This is a genomic window from Herbaspirillum sp. ST 5-3 (assembly GCF_004804275.1).
Lineage (GTDB): Bacteria > Pseudomonadota > Gammaproteobacteria > Burkholderiales > Burkholderiaceae_D > Noviherbaspirillum.
In genome coordinates this window covers 163,594-179,635 of sequence record NZ_STGI01000003.1, presented here as the reverse complement: position 1 = coordinate 179,635, position 16,042 = coordinate 163,594, and the positions used below count along the sequence as shown (strand labels likewise).

The following is a 16,042-nucleotide window of genomic DNA, read 5'->3' as shown; positions in this document are numbered from 1 at the left end:
TGATTTCCTTATCAGGAGAAGATGGACTCGTCGGCGAGCTGTCGACTTGAACGCAACAAGGCTGCCACATCGATGATCAGGGCGACGCCGCCGTCGCCAAGAATGGTTGCGCCGGAAATGCCGGCCACCTTGCGGTAATTCGATTCAAGATTCTTCACGACGACCTGCTGCTGTCCAACCAGATCATCGACAAACAGGGCCGCCTTCTTCCCTTCCGATTCGAGGATCACGACGATACCCTGTGACGGGTCGGTAAAGCGTGGTTCGATGCCGAACATCTGATGCAAGGGAATGAGCGGCAGATACTCTCCGCGCACTTTCACCACCCGTCCCTGGCCGGTGATTTCCTTGACGTCGATCGGTGCCGGTTGCAGCGACTCGACCACATAGCCGAGCGGCAGAATGTAAATTTCCTCGCCAACCTTGATCGACATGCCGTCCAGGATCGCCAGCGTCAACGGCAGCGAGATCGAGATCGTCGTGCCGAAACCCTTCGCCGAGCGGATTTCGACAATCCCGCCCATGGCCGTGATATTGCGCTTGACCACATCCATGCCGACGCCGCGTCCCGACACATCGGTCACGATTTCCGCGGTTGAAAAACCCGGCGCGAAAATCAATTGCCAGACATCGGCGTCCGTCATTGAGTCCGACACCGCCATCCCTTGCGACTTGGCCTTGGCGAGAATTTTTTCACGGTTGAGGCCGCCGCCATCATCGGTCACTTCGATCACGATGTTGCCGCCCTGATGCCCCGCCGACAAGGACAACTTGCCGACTTCGCTCTTGCCTGCGGCCTTGCGCACGTCCGGCATTTCGATGCCGTGGTCGATGCTGTTGCGCACCAGGTGCGTGAGAGGATCGACGATGCGTTCGATCAAGCCCTTGTCCAGTTCGGTGGCCGCGCCATGGGTCACGAATTCGATGCGCTTGCCCAGCTTGGTCGCGAGATCGCGCACCATGCGCGGAAAACGCGAGAACACATAATCCATCGGGATCATGCGAATCGACATCACCGCTTCCTGCAAATCGCGTGTGTTGCGAGTGAGTTGACTGACGCTGTTGAGCAGGCGCTCATGCACCATCGGATCCAGCGATCCGGTGCGTTGCTCGATCATCGCCTGCGTGATCACAAGCTCACCCACCAGATTGATCAGCTGATCGACCTTCTCGATGCCGACCCGGATCGAAGTCGTCTCCTGGTTATGATGCGCACCCTTGTCGTCGCGCTTGGGCGCCGACTTCTTTTCCGGTGCTGGCATTGCCGCCGCCTCACGTGGCTCTGCCTGCGCGGCCGCGGCAGTTGTTTGCTCGACTCTGACGATGCCTTCTCTCGCATCTTTTATGGCCTGAGTCTCGAACGGCTGCTCAAAGAACCCGTAGCCCTGCTTCGCCTCCTGGGCCGCCTTGGCAGCAGCTGCAACGGCCGCAGAGTCCTCGGGCTGATGTTCCAAAGGCTCGAAGAAGCCATATCCCTGCGCTTCCTCCTGGGCAGCCTTCAGTTCCGCCGGCGTCATCGCGCGCGGCGCGGCCTCTTCGGAAATCTTCAAATCGTCGGGATCGAGGATGAATGAACAGATGGCGACGATATCCTCGACGCTGCTCGCAGTAACAAGGGTAAAGACCGTGTGTCCGCCGTCACCCGCCGCCCTGCTGATCTCGCCCAGCAAGCCCATCTCCGCGCCAAGTGCTTCGATATCCTTGTCCGGTACTTGCGGCAATTCGATTCGGAACTGGCGGGTACCAGCGTTCCGCGAGCCAGCCGACTTCTGCTCACCGCCGGACGGTTCGACGTCGAGCGCTGCCGCCGGCATCGCGTGCGGCACATCACCCTGCGACAATTCCTGCAGCATCATGCGCGCATCGCCCACGGCTTCCTGATCCACCGGGGTCTGAAAGCGATGGCCATCCAACTGCATCTTGAGAACATCCTTGGCGACGAGGAATGCATCGACATGCTCCGCCGAGAGCGCCATTTCTCCCTTGCGAATCTTGTCGAGCAAGGATTCCAGCACGTGTGTCACTTCGGTCAGATCCGTCAGGCCGAAGGTACCGGCACCACCCTTGATGGAATGCGCCGCGCGAAAGATCGCGTTCAAGTCCTCTTCGTCGGGCGATGCCACGTCGATCGCCAAGAGCAGCTTTTCCATTTCAGCGAGAAGTTCTTCGGTCTCATCAAAGAACACCTGGAAGAACTGGCTCATGTCAATGGTCATTATCGGACTCCATCATCTACACTTCATGTGATTCTGCAGTTGCGCATCGGCGATGCATCAGCCAATGACTTTCTTCACGACTTCCGTCAGGCGTTGCGGATCAAACGGCTTCACCAGCCAGCCGTTGGCGCCGGCCGCGCGGCCCTTGGATTTCATTTCGTCGCTGGATTCCGTTGTCAGCATCAGGATCGGCACCTTCTGATAGGTCGCTAGACCACGCAAGGACCGGATCAGGGTCAGGCCATCCATGCGCGGCATGTTCTGATCGGTCAGCACGAGATCGAAGACTTGCCCCTTCGCCTTGTCGAGGCCGTCCTGACCATCCACGGCCTCAGTCACCTGGTAGCCCGCCGCCCTCAAGCTGAATACAACCATTTGTCGTAGTGAACCAGAGTCGTCCACCGCCAGTATCGTTTTTGCCATCTTTGTAACTCCTGCTATTCTCGTTGGCGGGACGCACCCGCTTTCCTAAATTTTGTCGTGCTAAAACAGCTCGATATCGCCGCTCTCCATGTGGGTCTGGCAGACCGCCTTCCACAGCGCGCTTTCAAGTTTCAGGCTCTGCTCTTCAAGCACCTTGTTGATACTGTTGAGCGTGTCGATGATTTCTTCCGAATTGCCTTCCGTGATGCCGGAACTGCCGGATCCAATGCCGCCAAGGACCTCGCGCAGTCCGGTCACGCGTCGGACGGTACGTCCTATCAGCTGACTGGTCATGTCCTGGAATTGCAGTCCGGTGACGGCCGCGTTCACGTGCTGACCGATCTCTTTGTGCTTGGCCTTGAGTTTTTCGGCGATTTCGGGAGTCGGCTTTGCGCCTGAAAGCAGCAAGTCGATTGCTTCCTGCTGCGCCGTGATCGCCTCGTGGATTGCCATGAAACTGGCACCGAGTTTCTCGATCGCTTCGCCAAGCAGGAAACTCGTCTGCACAAGGTCTGTCTCGACCTCGGTCAGATGCTGCGTCCCGTGATCAGACAAGTTGGATAACAAGTGCCTGACTTGCGAGCCCAACAATTTTTCTCTTGTCATGAAATTATCCTGCCCCCATACCGCTAGTCGTCCAGACTACAGGTAACATCATTCAATGCGCGGCGGCCGCAGCGTTAACCAGTTCTTTCTTGGCTTGCGCTTCACTGGATACGTCTACCGTCCCACCGTCCTTGGATGCGGATTCTTCCGTCTTCTTGTTCATTACGATGATGCTGATCCGTCTGTTGATCGGGTTGAACGGATCGTTCTTGTCCGCAGGCACGGCCGATGACAAACCGACCACTCGCAGCACCTTTGTTTCATCCATGCCCCCCGCGATCAGTGCCCTGCGCGACGCATTCGCCCGATCTGCAGACAATTCCCAATTGCTGTAACCCTTCTCGCCATTGGCATACGGCTTTGCATCAGTATGGCCCGACAGGCTCACCCTGTTGGGCACGTCGTTCAACGCACGTCCTATCTCGACCAGAATCTCCCTGGTATAAGGTTGCAGCTCCGCGCTCGCGAGAGCGAACATAGGTCGATTCTGCTCGTCTACGATCTGTATACGCAAGCCCTCTGTTGTAATATCAATCAAGAGCTGCTTCTTGAACTGCCTGAGCGTGGGTCTTGCCTCGATCGCTTCCTCGATGCGTGCCTTCAGGCTTCGCAAGCGCGTCAGCTCCTGGCGCTCCAGCTCCTTCTCTGCATCGCGCAGGTGGGTTGCCTGCAAATTGTAGGTCTTCTTGATCTCGGGATCATCCGCTTTTCTGATCTGACCGTCCTTGCGCGTCAGATCCTTGCCACCGCCCTGCACGATGCTTGAACTGTCGCCGGCACCGCTGCCGCCGGACATCGCCACCTTCAAAGGTGTCTTGAAATATTCCGCGATCCCTTGCAGATCCCCCTTCGCCGTCGAGCCCATCAGCCACATCAGCAGGAAGAAGGCCATCATCGCAGTCACGAAATCCGCATACGCGATCTTCCAAGCGCCGCCGTGATGGCCGCCACCGGATTTATTGACCCGCTTTACGATGATGGGACGAAGCCCTTCGTCGGCCATGTTGTCTTCCGTTTCTGAGGTTCGTTCTTACTTGGACTTGGACTGTTTGATGTGTTCTTCCAGCTCCATGAACGACGGCCGTTCCGTCGAGAACAGCACCTTGCGGCCAAACTCGATGGCCAGCGCCGGCGCATAACCATTCAAGCTCGCCAACAATGTCACTTTGACACATTGGAACATCTTCGATGACTCGTGCAGCTTCTGCTCCAGCACGCTGGACAAGGGGCCGACGAAGCCATAGGAAAGCAGAATACCGAGGAAGGTGCCGACCAGCGCATGCGCGATCAGGATGCCGAGCTCCTGCGGCGGCAGGCCGACCGACTCCATCGTGTGCACCACGCCCATCACGGCGGCCACGATACCGAATGCCGGCATCGCGTCGCCCATCTTGGCAACCGTATGCACAGGGATCTCCCCCTCCGAATGATGCGTCTCGATTTCGTTGTCCATCAGATTCTCGATCTGGAACGCGTCCATGTTCCCGGAAACCATGAGCCGCAGGTAATCGGTCATGAATTCGATGATGTGATGGTCCGACAGAATGCCGGGGTACTTGCTGAAGATGGGGCTCTCTTCCGGCTTGTCGATGTCGCCCTCGATGGACATCAAGCCTTCCTTGCGGACCTTGGTGAGAATTTCGAACAACAAGGTCATCAGCTCCATGTAGAGCGCTTTGGTGTACTTGGAACCCTTGAGCGCCGTCGGCAATGCCTTGAGCGTGCCGCGGATCGCCTTGCCGTTGTTACCGACAAAAAAAGCGCCGACCGCCGCACCGCCGATCATCAGAAGTTCAACCGGCTGCAGCAGCGCAGCCAGATGCCCGCCGGCGATGACGAAGCCACCGAAAACGGAGCCAAGAACAATGAGATAACCAACAAGGACTAGCAAGGGTAAGTGCTCCGGTTGTTAGAAGAGGCTATTTCCTCAATTCAACATTCTGCCAATTCGCATTCAGGATAACAACCAGTAAATTTTTATAAAGGTCGAACAGGTATCCGAAAGACGCCTTTCATTTGGGGTTACGACCCGAAAGCGAGGAACTTGAGCAGAGACAAGCAGCGACGATGCGAAGCGCGTGCTCGACGCCCGTCAAAAGCGCCATCCGTACAAGGGAGCGGCATCCTTCGTTACGTGCTTGACGATGTGAGGCTCGACACCGGGGATGTCGAACTCGCAACTGAGCAGTAGCGAACCCGGACGCATCTCCGCGTTCGCCTTGCGCCACAGCGAAGGCATCGCCGCCGGAGACAAATAGGCAAACACGACGTCGAAGTCAGCCAAATCCAGCCGCTCGTAATCACCGCGAACGAATCGCGCGTTGCTGCGAGTGGTCACAGCACGCAATGCACTGACCAGCCAAGGCAGCGGCGCCACCTCGATACCCGTGAAAACGCTCTCCGGCCTCAGGGCCGACGTGTGCAGAACGAAGCCGCCAAACCCGCTGCCGATATCGATACAGCGTAAGGAGCGATCTCGTGGCAGCAAGGCGGAGACCGCCTCCCATATGGCCGGCGTGGATGGATAGTAAGGAACCTGCGTACGGAATGTCGTCCAGAACAAGCCGAGCAGCAGAATGAATGCGGTGAGAAATATCCACGCCGGCAAATGCATCGCATGCACGATGATTGCCGCCATCGGAAACAGCAGCTGAATCGGTGCCCACCATGCTGCCATGTCGCGCCAGCGTGTAATGCTTGCGGCAACCACGCCTTGCAGGATCGCGGCGGCACCTATGCTGAGTTGATTGTTTGTCAGCGTGGTCATGACGTACGCCATGACCAGCACCAAGGTGAAAGAGATTGCCTGGATCAGCAGCGCCTGAACGGCTGGAACGCTGCGAAATACCTTGGCGTTCGGCACACCCTGTTGCGGACGGCCGCCATCCATTATTGATCTTTTGATATCAAGCAGAAATCAAATCGACGATACGGCTGCAGAACCTGCGGCCTCGTCCCTTGCCTTCTTGGTTTTCCCGGCACGCGACGGCATATGGCACAGTCCGCACGTATAGTCGGCGTGGAGGTCGAGACGGTGCACGACAAAATCGCCACCGCACTTGTTGCAGCAGGCTGTCTCCAGCATTTTGCTTTCGAAGAAACGCACCAGGGTCCAGGCGCGCGTCAGCGACAAGACCGGCTCGCCGCTCGCATCAGGCTCCACCTGCTCAAGGTAGAGCTTGTAGGCCTTCATCACAGCCTCGATCCCCGAGATCTGCGCGTGCTCAACCAGGTATTTGTGGATATTGATGAAGAGTGAAGAATGGATGTTTGGCTGCCAGGTAATGAACCAGTCGGTCGAAAACGGCAGCATTCCTTTTGGCGGCGAAACTCCCTTGAGTTCCTTGTACAGCTTCAGCAACCGCTCCCGCGACAGGGAAGTTTCGGATTCAAGCAGCTGAAGGCGCGCGCCCAGATTGATGAGCTCGATCGCGAGCTGAATTTCCTGCGCTTCCGTGACTACGCTTTTCTTCGCCATGTTGTCCTCGCCTCGTCTCCAACACCTGCAATAAAACCGGTCAGGAAATTTCCTCGACCTGCTGGCCTGCCATCAGGATTGCCGCATGCGAATGCGCCAGCTCGCGGTCCTTGTTGTAATTCGTCAACATACCGAGAATTGCACCGTCATCGAAGCGAAACCGCGCCAGCATCATGTTGGTACCGGCGAGCTTCAGAATCTGGGCATTGTTCAGACCTTCGATCAAATCCGCGATTTCGCTGCTGATTCCCAGCCGGAAAATGGCTGTTGCTTTATCGGAACGAATCATTTGCTGCGCGAGCATCAAATAGCTCAAATTAGCATCACGAATTTCAGCCATCATGTCGTTCGTGTTCATTTTCATCTCCTTGCCCTATGGAAAATATTTCCTACTGGCATCCCAGTGAGATGAATTCTGAGCTTGAACTTGCTTGATGGAAATAGGCACTGCGCCGTATTTTCAGTCAGGCGCACGCGAACGCCACCTGTAGGCGTTTGTCTTACAAGCGCCAGGCAGCGTCGCATCCGCACTCTCGGAAAAGTGCGGAGATCGGCTCGTGGCGCGGCTTTCAAGGCGATCAGGGCGGATCGCTTCAGCCGTCCCGGCCGGGGAGCAAATTGTAAAAATTTGTTTTTCTTATATGCGTTCAGGATTGCAATAAGTGGCTTTCGCCGATTTATTTCAAACTATTCGTCATACCGCTGTGTTGTATAACGGCCGCATTTCGCCAAACTTTAGGGTTCGGCACAAAAATATTTGAAATATTTTTGCTCGCTTACCTGCTTTGAGGTTTATCGGATGCAAGAAGCCCAAACTTTAGGGTGGAGGGCAAATTTTTAAAACCACGGCCCACCATCAGCCTTCCCATTGTTTTTTTATTAATTTTGTTGGGAGCAAAGAGAATACTTGTCAGCTTGGCGCCTGCTCGACCTTGGCATGCGCCGCGGCATGAATCGCAAAGCGGGTATTGTGGCCGCGCCTGCCGGTCTCCGAGCAAGCCGTACTACACGCAAAGCCGCCCATTTATATCGATGGCAGTTGATGCGGCAGAAGAAATGGGATTGTGCACAGATCGCGCCCGCCATCCACTGAGCAGTGGCTCGACGTATCGGTGTGGCGCGACACCATAGCCCTTGACTGATCGAAGATCAATGCGATGTACGACGACAAACTCGCACATCGCTATCCCTGCAAATCATGGATCGGAGGAGCTCTATCGCCTAGGGCCGCCGGATTCTGCGGTGCTCGGGAGTGAAATGGCATGACATGGATATCATCACGCATGCCGTGAGATAAAAAAACAAAAAGCCCCGATCGGGGCTTCATGTTATCTGGCGGACGGAGGGATTCCTATGATGCCTTACAACCCGCATGGTTCCTAGACTAAGGCGAATATCGATTTCGTCATGGCCGCAAATATGGCCTTAAAACTTCGCATTGCGGGCCGTCCACAAAATGCGCCTGTAACCGAACCACACGCAATATTATTAGCAATTCAGATCTGGAGCCCGCTCTTCACTCAATCCGTATTTGGTCATTTTACATACCAAAATGACAACAGCGCCAGATCTTCGGCGCTATTCCCAATCGACAAAGCTGTAACAGCGCAAGCAGGTCTCTGCGAAATGCAAACTCATCGGGTTTGCCGGAGCGTCTGTACAACCACAGAAACGTCTTCAAGATGGTACGCCTTTTTTCTCGAAGAGAACTATATGAATTGGAGTGGGGTGAATCACGCGTTGTGTTGTCCAAGCAGCCGAATACTTCAGGGATATGCTGATTCGACCGCCCCAACAGTTATCGCTCTGCAATTTAATGGCGCAATGCGGAATGACTCGGCCTGTTATGCAGCCTTCGCCTTCCCCTGCGCACGTACGTTATAGGTGATGCTGGCCACGATCACCAATAAAATCAGGACCTGCGCCACAATTGTTTGCATCGACGGATAGATGCCCAGCACATCGATCCGCGGCATGGTGATCGGCGTGATCTGCAGGAAGCCGACCTTCTGCAGTGCAGCGACGCCCTTGCCCATCAGGACAACCGCCAGCACCCCGACCAAGGCGGAACTGAACGCGAAGAACTGGCTGATCGGCAGCCGCGCGGTGGAACGCAGCAGTATGGCCGCAATTGCGCTGAGAATCGCAATCCCTGAGCCAAGGCCGGCGAGCATGTATATGCCATTACCCTCTGTCCAGAGCGCTGCGTAGAACAGCACGGTTTCGAACACCTCACGGTAGACCGTGACGAACGATAGCAGGAACAACATCATCGCCGATTTCTTGTTCAGCGCTGATGACAGCTTTTGCTTTACATAGGCTTGCCAGCGCCCTGCCAGGCTCTTCTGGTGCATCCAGATGCCCACGCCCAGTAATACCATGGCGGCAAAGATGGCGGAAAAGCCTTCGGTCATCTCGCGGCTCGCACCGCTCAGGTCAACCAGGTAAGTCGCCACCGCCCAGGTCAACCCTCCTGCGGCCAGCGCGGCGACCCAACCCGCATGCACGTAAGGGAGTACGTCTTTGCGTTCGGCTTTCTTCAGGAACGCCAGCATCGCGACCACTACCAGCAATGCTTCCAGTCCCTCACGTAGCAGAATCGTCAGGGCACCGATGAAGGTGGACAATGGATCGTTCGAGCCACTCAGCGCGGACTGAGCCTCGGTCAGTAGCGTCTGCAGACGTTGTTCGATCTCGTGTGCCTTCTGGATCTGACCACTCGTCACCGCATTGCGATAGGTACCCATCGTTTTTTCGATATCCTCGAACAGCGTCTGATTCTTTGCCGCGAGCGCCGGCTCGACCGGTTCGAAACCGTCGAGATAGGCAGATAACGCCAGTTGCGATGCGACCGACGTGTCGCCCTTGTCCAGCGCCACCACACTTTCCTTCAGTTTGTCCTTGGCAATGAGGAGGCTGTCTGCGCTCGATGCATTCAATGCTTCCGGCGTACTCCGGAGATAGGCGACCAAACTACGAGCAGTATCGGCACCAGTGGTCTTGGCCAGCGCCGTTTCAGAGGTCTCGCTCAACTTGGCGAGCGTAGGCACGACCGCATGCAAGTCAGGGCGCGATGACCATAGCTTGGCGCCAGCCTGCCGGTCGCTATCCGAATACGACAGTGTCGACGCAAAATAAGCGATGGCCCAACGATCGCCCTCCGACAGTTGCGCAAAGCTTGCCATCGAAGTGCCCTCTACGCCGCGCGTAATAATCTGCTGCAGCGAGAACACGCTGCGCTCCTGCGCCCGCTCATGGTCAGCCAGCGCAATCGGCGGCGGGCTCAACTTGGCCGCCAACGGCCCATCGGCATGCCCGGAGACACCATGGCAAGACGCGCACTGGCTTTGATAAAGCTTCACCCCTTGCTGCAGGTCTGGCAGCTTGGTGGGTGACATTGGCACCGGATAGGCGGCTAGCAGTCCGGATGCTAGGTTGCGGGCCTGATCGCCGACGGTCGCCGGCGGGGCTTTCTCCGCAATCGCTGCACGCAATCCGGCTGCGCCTTTCAGCAACGCGGGCGTGGCGGGAGTTGCCGGCAGTTCGGCCAACTGCCGCTCGGCGGCGTGCGCGAATTCCTGCATCTCGGCGTATTCATCCTTGCTAGCCACCTTGCCGTCCTTGACTGCCTTGCCATAGTCGACGGCAAGGTAATCAAGCAGTTGCCAGATCTGTTTTGCCTTGTCTTGTGTACCGGCTTCATCGGCCTGGGCCGTCGAAACCGACGATATCAGACAGAAAAGTGCAATTAAGAAAAGTCGCAGCGCTTGCATAGGATTTTCACCAAAAGACGAGTGACCCGGCGGCCAAATGAGAATAATTATAGTTTAGATTTGAGCGGGGCGCGACAACGGCCATATATACGGGAGAACCGTCATTTAGTGTGTGCGTTATCCAGTTTTAACAGCCGCAGACCATTCATGACGACCAACAGGCTGGCGCCCATGTCGGCGAACACGGCCATCCAGAGCGTCGCCTCTCCGGCTAGCGCGAGCACCAGAAACACCGCCTTGATCGACAAAGCCAGTACGATGTTTTGCATCAGGACCGAACGCGCCTTGGCGCTGAGCCGTATGAAATCGGGAATCTTGCGCAGGTCGTCGTCCATCAGCGCCACATCGGCAGTTTCCAGCGCCGTGTCGGTGCCGGCCGCTCCCATTGCAAAGCCGATACTGGCCTTGGCCAATGCGGGCGCATCATTGATTCCATCGCCCGCCATCCCGACGTAACCGTGCGTGTGAATCAGCTGATTGATCGCCGCGAGCTTATCTTCCGGCAGCAGGTTGCCGCGGGCATCGGCGATGCCGGCCTTGTCAGCGATCGCCCGTGCAGTATGGTCGTTGTCACCCGTTAGCATCACTACCTCGACACCGAGTGCGCGAAGCCGCGCGACGGCATCAACGCTGGTCTCACGGATCGTATCTGCAACCGCGAGCACCATCAGCGGCGAGGCGACGGAACACAACACCACCACCGTTTTGCCCTGCTCTTCCAGGTTCTCCAGTGTGGCTTCCAGTTCAGGGCTGCATATCACCAGCTCATGTACCAATCGGTGATTCCCGAGATAGAACATTTCGCCATTGATCTTGCCCTTGATGCCGCGTCCAGTGATAGCCTGGAATTCGGTCACATCCGCCAGCGGCTGTGTACCGTTCTGTTCACGCCAGTGAGCGACGATGGCGCTCGACACTGGATGATCGGAACAGCTTGACAGGCTGGCCGCGTAGCGCAACAGCGTCCCTTCATTGCCCTCTTTAACCCTCAACACATCGGTAACACCCGGCTTGCCGACGGTGACAGTGCTAGTCTTGTCAAGCGCGATCGCCTTCAGCTTATGTCCCTGCTCCAGATAGACGCCGCCTTTGATGAGAATGCCGTGCCGTGCGGCGGCAGCCAGTCCGCTCACCACGGTCACCGGGGTGGAGATGACCAGTGCGCAGGGGCACGCGATCACCAGCAACACCAAGGCCTTGTAGAGCCAGGGCTGGAAAGCGGCACCCATCCACAATGGCGGGACTACCGCGACCAGTAACGCGAGGAGTACCACCGCGGGGATGTAGTAATGCGCGAACTGGTCGACAAATCGCTGCGTCGGTGCGCGATCCCCTTGGGCTTGCTGGACGCTCTTGATGATACGTGAGAGCGTGGAATTGCTTTGCAATGCGGTGACTGAATAGTCGAACGCGCCGCGCTCGTTGATCGTGCCGGCGAATACCGGATCGCCCGGTTGCTTGGGCACGGGCATGCTTTCACCAGTGATCGGCGCCTGATTGATGGTCGTCTGCCCTTCGGTCACTACCCCGTCGAGTGGGACGCGCTCGCCTGGCTTGACCCGGACAATTGCGCCCAACGACGCCTGCTTGGCAGGTATGTCGCGCCACTGACCATCGATCTGCACGGTGGCGGTTTCGGGCGACATCGCCATCAAGCCCTTGATCGCGTTTCGCGCGCGATCGAGCGACATCGCTTCGATGAGTTCAGCCAGCGCGAACAGGAAGATGACGACCGCCGCTTCCGGCCATTGCCCGATGATGGCCGCGCCGATCACCGCCAGCGACATCAAAAAATTCATGTTCAGCGAGAAGTGGCGCAGCGCAATCCATCCCTTCTTCATGGTGTCGAGGCCGCCGGTCAGGATCGCAATGAGTGCCAGTGCGATAACCGGCCACGATCCCTCCTGCCCGGTACTCCACGCCACAATTTCCGCGCTAATTGCCGTCAATCCCGAAATCGTCATCAGGATCCAGGTGCGGCGAGGAATGCGATGTTTGCCGGTCTCATCGCCTTCATCCACAAACTCGGGCGCCGCTCCAAGCGAGTCGGACTTAGTCACCGGCTCCATGCCGAGTGATTTAAGCGCACCCACGATCGGATCGACCGACGTCAGACGATGGCGCACGGTCAGCTCGCGCTCCATCAAATTGAATTGCATGTTCTCGATGCCATCCATGCCCTGTAGCCGGCTGCGAATCAGCTTTTCTTCGGTCGGACAATCCATTTTCTGAATTAGGAACACCGCTTCGGCGGCGCCCGGGCTGACTACCACGGGTGCAATCGGGGCCACACTAGCGGAACAACCCTTGTTGTCACAGCAACTCATGTAATTCTCCTGTGCATATCTTTCTCATATTGCACATTAGAGACCCTATAGCTACTATAGAGTCAAGCATTTGTTAAAAACGCAGGAAGGAGGCTTCATGCAAGCCGCATTGAAGATCGGCGAGTTATCCAAACTCACGGGATGTCAGGTCGAAACCATTCGGTTTTACGAACAGGAAGGACTCTTGCCCGAGCCGGCACGGTCGCAGAGTAACTACCGCCTGTATGGCGATGCGCATGTCGAGCGGTTGCAGTTCATCCGCCACTGCCGCTCGCTGGATATGACACTCGATGACGTGCGGACCCTGCTGCGGCTACGGGACGCACCTAATGAAAGCTGCGGCGAAGTGAATGCGATGCTGGACCGGCATATCGAGCAGGTGAGCCGCCGTATTGCAGAACTTAAGGCATTGCAGCAGCAGCTCAAGACATTGCGTCGCCAGTGCCAAACAGGACACGTGGTGAAGGACTGTGGCATTTTGCAGGGGCTCACCCATGCTGGCACCTGTCAGTCCGGTTGCCAGATGGCGCCGCGTTAACAAATGGTCCGTTGTCGCATCACGAGCCCCCTCTGAAAGGCAGAGGCGACGTCGATCGTGCCTGCTGTAGATACAGCGGTCTATTTCTGGACGGGACGTGGTGGCATCTGTCCCATCCAACGCTGATGCCACATCATGTGATCCATCATCGTCTGCTGGGCAGCCAGGTATTGGTCCGTCATGTACTGCCGTTGTTTCAACTGCTCCGGCGTCAGATTGGAATAATAGTCGCTCATCCCGCCCCACCCCATGTGTCCGCCCATCATTGGGCCACCCATCATGTGTCCCCCTCCCATCGGGCCTGAACCACAACAGCCCATCATTCCTGGCCCCCACATGCCGTGCATCATGCCCATGGTGTTTTGCATCGTTGACCAATGGTCGTCGAGCAAGCGTTGGCGTTCTTGCGGATTTTGAGTCTGCTGCAGCTTTGCCATCTGCTCCTGCATCTTCTTCATGTTTTCCTGCACCTGCGCCATCTGCTTGTCGAATTCGGCTGGGTTCGGTGCGGTTTGCTTTGCTTGTGCGCTGCTTGCCGCCGAAGGTGCTGTTTGCTGGGCAAACGCTATTGAGCTGGCAAGTGCCATGGCGACCACGATCATTGACTTCATTGCTTTCTCCTTCACGGTTATCTGCTCAAGCAACCTACTTTTCAGTTGTTGAACCAGTCTAAACACGTCATTAAAATATTGGCAACATCCTCATGCCCGTTGTACTCCTGCAGGCAGTCAGTCTCCACTGATTCGGGTCAAAATAGCCGCGGATTCCGTGCTGTATCTGAGTTACTTCTACGACATGCTCAGATGCCAACACGACGGCATGACCAGCGTCGTCGGCATCGAACGGGAGGGGCCTTTCCTTGATCAGCAACGGTAGTACATCATCGTCCGTAACACTACGTTAATGACATCAGATAGAAATGTTATTATCTCGGCCGTGAAAAAATTTCTCCTCATTTTCCTGTTGATGCTGTTGCCGTACCAGTTTAGCTGGGCTGCGGCAGCCGTATATTGTCAGCATGAAACCGAGCGGACAACGCAGCACTTTGGCCATCACAGCCACGCCCATGACGCGAAATCGGACACGGTGAAAGACTCAGGTAACCCGTTCAAAATCCACACCGATTGCGAATATTGTCATTTGGCGTGTCAGTCACCGTTCGTGGCGGAAGAGCATCCTATCGTCGTTCCTGACGGATTAATCTACTCGCAGACTCTGCCGGCACTGTCTTATTCTTCCCATATCCCGGACGGCCCTCGTCGGCCCGACTGGCGTCTCGTCGCTTAAGCCGACGAGACCATCTGTTGTTACTAACTTCTTAGCAATACTCCTCGGACGTCTCGTCGAAGTCTTTCCCTTCCATTAGGAGATTTCGATGTACAGGCTTTTGTTGCCACTGACGTTTGTGGCACTCGGCGTATCAAACGCCGTCGCGGAAAATGTTATTTCTTCATCAACCAATCGCACCATTGCGCTGCCGATGGCTGGCCGTCCAACCGGCGTGCAGGAGCCAGCGGTTCCGCTCACGCTGCATGCTGCGCTCTTATTCGCGTTGGAGGCGAACCCGGACTTGGCGGCCGCCCGCCATGAATTGCAAGCGGTCGACGCATCGGTCATGCAAGCCGGCGTACTCCCCAATCCTGCTCTGGAGTTCTCGGTTCAAGATACGCACCGCGAAACGCGCGAGACCACACTGCAATTCAACCAACCGATTGAACTGGGCGGCAAGCGTGCAGCCCGCATGCAAGCCGCGGAACACGGCCGCAACGCAGCGTCGGCCGAGTTGAATGCGAAACAAGCGGAAGTACGCGCGACCGTCATCAGTGCGTTTTTTGACGTCCTTGCGGCGCAGGAACGCATGCGTCTTGCGCAAACATCCACTGACCTGGCCCAACACGCGACCACGATCGCATCCAAACGCGTTGCTGCGGGCAAGGTGTCACCAGTGGAAGAAACCAAAGCGCGGGTGGCCGAATCGAGCGTGCGATTGGAACTCAATCAAGCGAAAGCGGAATTGGCGGCCGCACGCAAACGGCTCGCAGCAACCTGGAGTAATCCGACCCCGTTCTTTGATCGCGCCGAGGGCCAGCTTGAAACGCTGCCCGAACTGCCAGCCTTCACTGAATTGTCGGCCCGCCTTTCCACTGCTCCGGCTGTTGCGCGCGCGCGTAGCGAGGTCGATCGGCGCCAGGCGCTCGCCCAATTGGAGAGCAGCCGCCGCGTCCCTGATGTGACGGTCAGTCTCGGTGTCAAACGATCCGAAGAATTGGGACGCAACCAGGCGATTGTGGGTGTCTCCATTCCTCTTCCGCTGTTCGACAGCAATCACGGCAATGTCCTGGAATCCTTACGTCGGACGGAAAAAGCGCGCGATGAACTGTCTGCAACCGAGACCCGTCTCGATAGCGATCTCGCGCAAGCTTATGAACAGCTGAACCTGGCGCGCCAGGAGGCGGACGCATTGCAGAAGGAGATTGTGCCCGGCGCTCAAAGCGCCTACGACGCTGCGGCCAAGGGCTTCGAATTCGGCAAGTTCAGCTTTCTCGATGTGCTGGATGCGCAACGCACCCTATTACAGGCCAAATCCCAATACCTGCGCGCGCTGTCCGAAGCGCATCGCGCCGCCGCCGAGATCGATCGCCTTCTCGGTGAATCTTCGCACGCTACCAAGCAGTAAGAAC

The 16,042-nt window shown here is 56.8% G+C and carries 14 protein-coding genes; 3 read left to right on the top strand and 11 right to left on the bottom strand.

Annotated elements, in window-relative coordinates; genetic code table 11:
- Window positions 1–11: 11 nt before the first annotated feature.
- The 10 genes from cheA to E6W33_RS07750 form a co-directional block, all read right to left on the bottom strand.
- Complete coding sequence (gene cheA, locus E6W33_RS07795; protein WP_136416120.1) at window positions 12–2,216, bottom strand: chemotaxis protein CheA; 2,205 nt, start codon at window positions 2,214–2,216, stop codon at window positions 12–14.
- A gap of 57 nt (window positions 2,217–2,273) precedes the next feature.
- A complete protein-coding gene (locus E6W33_RS07790) occupies window positions 2,274–2,639 on the bottom strand; it encodes a response regulator (RefSeq protein WP_136416118.1) in 366 nt (121 codons plus the stop codon).
- Window positions 2,640–2,699: 60 nt separating this feature from the next.
- The gene (locus E6W33_RS07785; protein WP_136416116.1) at window positions 2,700–3,245 is read right to left on the bottom strand and encodes a chemotaxis protein; all 546 of its coding nucleotides are present in this window, start codon (window positions 3,243–3,245) and stop codon (window positions 2,700–2,702) included.
- Between the two features lie 52 nt (window positions 3,246–3,297).
- On the bottom strand, window positions 3,298–4,248 hold the full coding sequence (gene motB / locus E6W33_RS07780) for a flagellar motor protein MotB (RefSeq protein ID WP_136416114.1): 951 nt from the start codon (window positions 4,246–4,248) through the stop codon (window positions 3,298–3,300).
- A gap of 27 nt (window positions 4,249–4,275) precedes the next feature.
- Entirely contained in the window at window positions 4,276–5,136 is an 861-nt protein-coding gene (gene motA / locus E6W33_RS07775) for a flagellar motor stator protein MotA (RefSeq protein ID WP_136416111.1), read from the bottom strand.
- A 201-nt stretch (window positions 5,137–5,337) separates the two neighbouring features.
- On the bottom strand, window positions 5,338–6,135 hold the full coding sequence (locus E6W33_RS07770; RefSeq protein WP_136416109.1) for a class I SAM-dependent methyltransferase: 798 nt from the start codon (window positions 6,133–6,135) through the stop codon (window positions 5,338–5,340).
- Window positions 6,136–6,162: 27 nt separating this feature from the next.
- Window positions 6,163–6,723 carry a flagellar transcriptional regulator FlhC gene (gene flhC, locus E6W33_RS07765; protein ID WP_136416107.1) on the bottom strand — a complete coding sequence of 187 codons (561 nt, stop codon included), beginning with the start codon at window positions 6,721–6,723 and terminating at the stop codon, window positions 6,163–6,165.
- A gap of 40 nt (window positions 6,724–6,763) precedes the next feature.
- A complete protein-coding gene (gene flhD, locus E6W33_RS07760; protein WP_136416105.1) occupies window positions 6,764–7,081 on the bottom strand; it encodes a flagellar transcriptional regulator FlhD in 318 nt (105 codons plus the stop codon).
- A gap of 1,486 nt (window positions 7,082–8,567) precedes the next feature.
- A complete protein-coding gene (locus tag E6W33_RS07755; protein ID WP_136416103.1) occupies window positions 8,568–10,496 on the bottom strand; it encodes an FTR1 family protein in 1,929 nt (642 codons plus the stop codon).
- A 101-nt stretch (window positions 10,497–10,597) separates the two neighbouring features.
- Entirely contained in the window at window positions 10,598–12,823 is a 2,226-nt protein-coding gene (locus E6W33_RS07750) for a heavy metal translocating P-type ATPase (RefSeq protein WP_136416101.1), read from the bottom strand.
- A gap of 97 nt (window positions 12,824–12,920) precedes the next feature.
- On the opposite strand from E6W33_RS07750, the gene cadR reads away from it, so the two are divergent.
- Window positions 12,921–13,361: a Cd(II)/Pb(II)-responsive transcriptional regulator gene (cadR, locus tag E6W33_RS07745; RefSeq protein ID WP_282183685.1), complete on the top strand. Its 441-nt coding sequence runs from the start codon at window positions 12,921–12,923 to the stop codon at window positions 13,359–13,361.
- Window positions 13,362–13,441: 80 nt separating this feature from the next.
- Here cadR and E6W33_RS07740 read toward each other — a convergent pair whose 3' ends face one another.
- Window positions 13,442–13,972 carry a hypothetical protein gene (locus E6W33_RS07740; RefSeq protein ID WP_136416099.1) on the bottom strand — a complete coding sequence of 177 codons (531 nt, stop codon included), beginning with the start codon at window positions 13,970–13,972 and terminating at the stop codon, window positions 13,442–13,444.
- 325 nt (window positions 13,973–14,297) lie between these two features.
- Here E6W33_RS07740 and czcI point away from each other — a divergent pair, with 325 nt between their 5' ends.
- Window positions 14,298–14,648, top strand: a complete 351-nt coding sequence (gene czcI, locus E6W33_RS07735) for a cation efflux protein, CzcI family (protein ID WP_136416097.1) — start codon at window positions 14,298–14,300, stop codon at window positions 14,646–14,648.
- 88 nt (window positions 14,649–14,736) lie between these two features.
- Window positions 14,737–16,038 carry a TolC family protein gene (locus E6W33_RS07730; RefSeq protein ID WP_136416095.1) on the top strand — a complete coding sequence of 434 codons (1,302 nt, stop codon included), beginning with the start codon at window positions 14,737–14,739 and terminating at the stop codon, window positions 16,036–16,038.
- The last annotated feature ends 4 nt before the right edge of the window (window positions 16,039–16,042 follow it).

What these genes read in the sequence shown, in the direction of transcription:
- E6W33_RS07785 (WP_136416116.1), bottom strand. Translation starts at nt 3,245, where the DNA reads ATGACAAGAGAAAAATTGTTGGGCTCGCAAGTCAGGCACTTGTTATCC.
- E6W33_RS07755 (WP_136416103.1), bottom strand. Translation starts at nt 10,496, where the DNA reads ATGCAAGCGCTGCGACTTTTCTTAATTGCACTTTTCTGTCTGATATCG.
- E6W33_RS07790 (WP_136416118.1), bottom strand. Translation starts at nt 2,639, where the DNA reads ATGGCAAAAACGATACTGGCGGTGGACGACTCTGGTTCACTACGACAA.
- motB (WP_136416114.1), bottom strand. Translation starts at nt 4,248, where the DNA reads ATGGCCGACGAAGGGCTTCGTCCCATCATCGTAAAGCGGGTCAATAAA.
- flhC (WP_136416107.1), bottom strand. Translation starts at nt 6,723, where the DNA reads ATGGCGAAGAAAAGCGTAGTCACGGAAGCGCAGGAAATTCAGCTCGCG.
- cheA (WP_136416120.1), bottom strand. Translation starts at nt 2,216, where the DNA reads ATGACCATTGACATGAGCCAGTTCTTCCAGGTGTTCTTTGATGAGACC.
- E6W33_RS07750 (WP_136416101.1), bottom strand. Translation starts at nt 12,823, where the DNA reads ATGAGTTGCTGTGACAACAAGGGTTGTTCCGCTAGTGTGGCCCCGATT.
- flhD (WP_136416105.1), bottom strand. Translation starts at nt 7,081, where the DNA reads ATGAACACGAACGACATGATGGCTGAAATTCGTGATGCTAATTTGAGC.
- E6W33_RS07740 (WP_136416099.1), bottom strand. Translation starts at nt 13,972, where the DNA reads ATGAAGTCAATGATCGTGGTCGCCATGGCACTTGCCAGCTCAATAGCG.
- cadR (WP_282183685.1), top strand. Translation starts at nt 12,921, where the DNA reads ATGCAAGCCGCATTGAAGATCGGCGAGTTATCCAAACTCACGGGATGT.
- E6W33_RS07770 (WP_136416109.1), bottom strand. Translation starts at nt 6,135, where the DNA reads ATGGATGGCGGCCGTCCGCAACAGGGTGTGCCGAACGCCAAGGTATTT.
- E6W33_RS07730 (WP_136416095.1), top strand. Translation starts at nt 14,737, where the DNA reads ATGTACAGGCTTTTGTTGCCACTGACGTTTGTGGCACTCGGCGTATCA.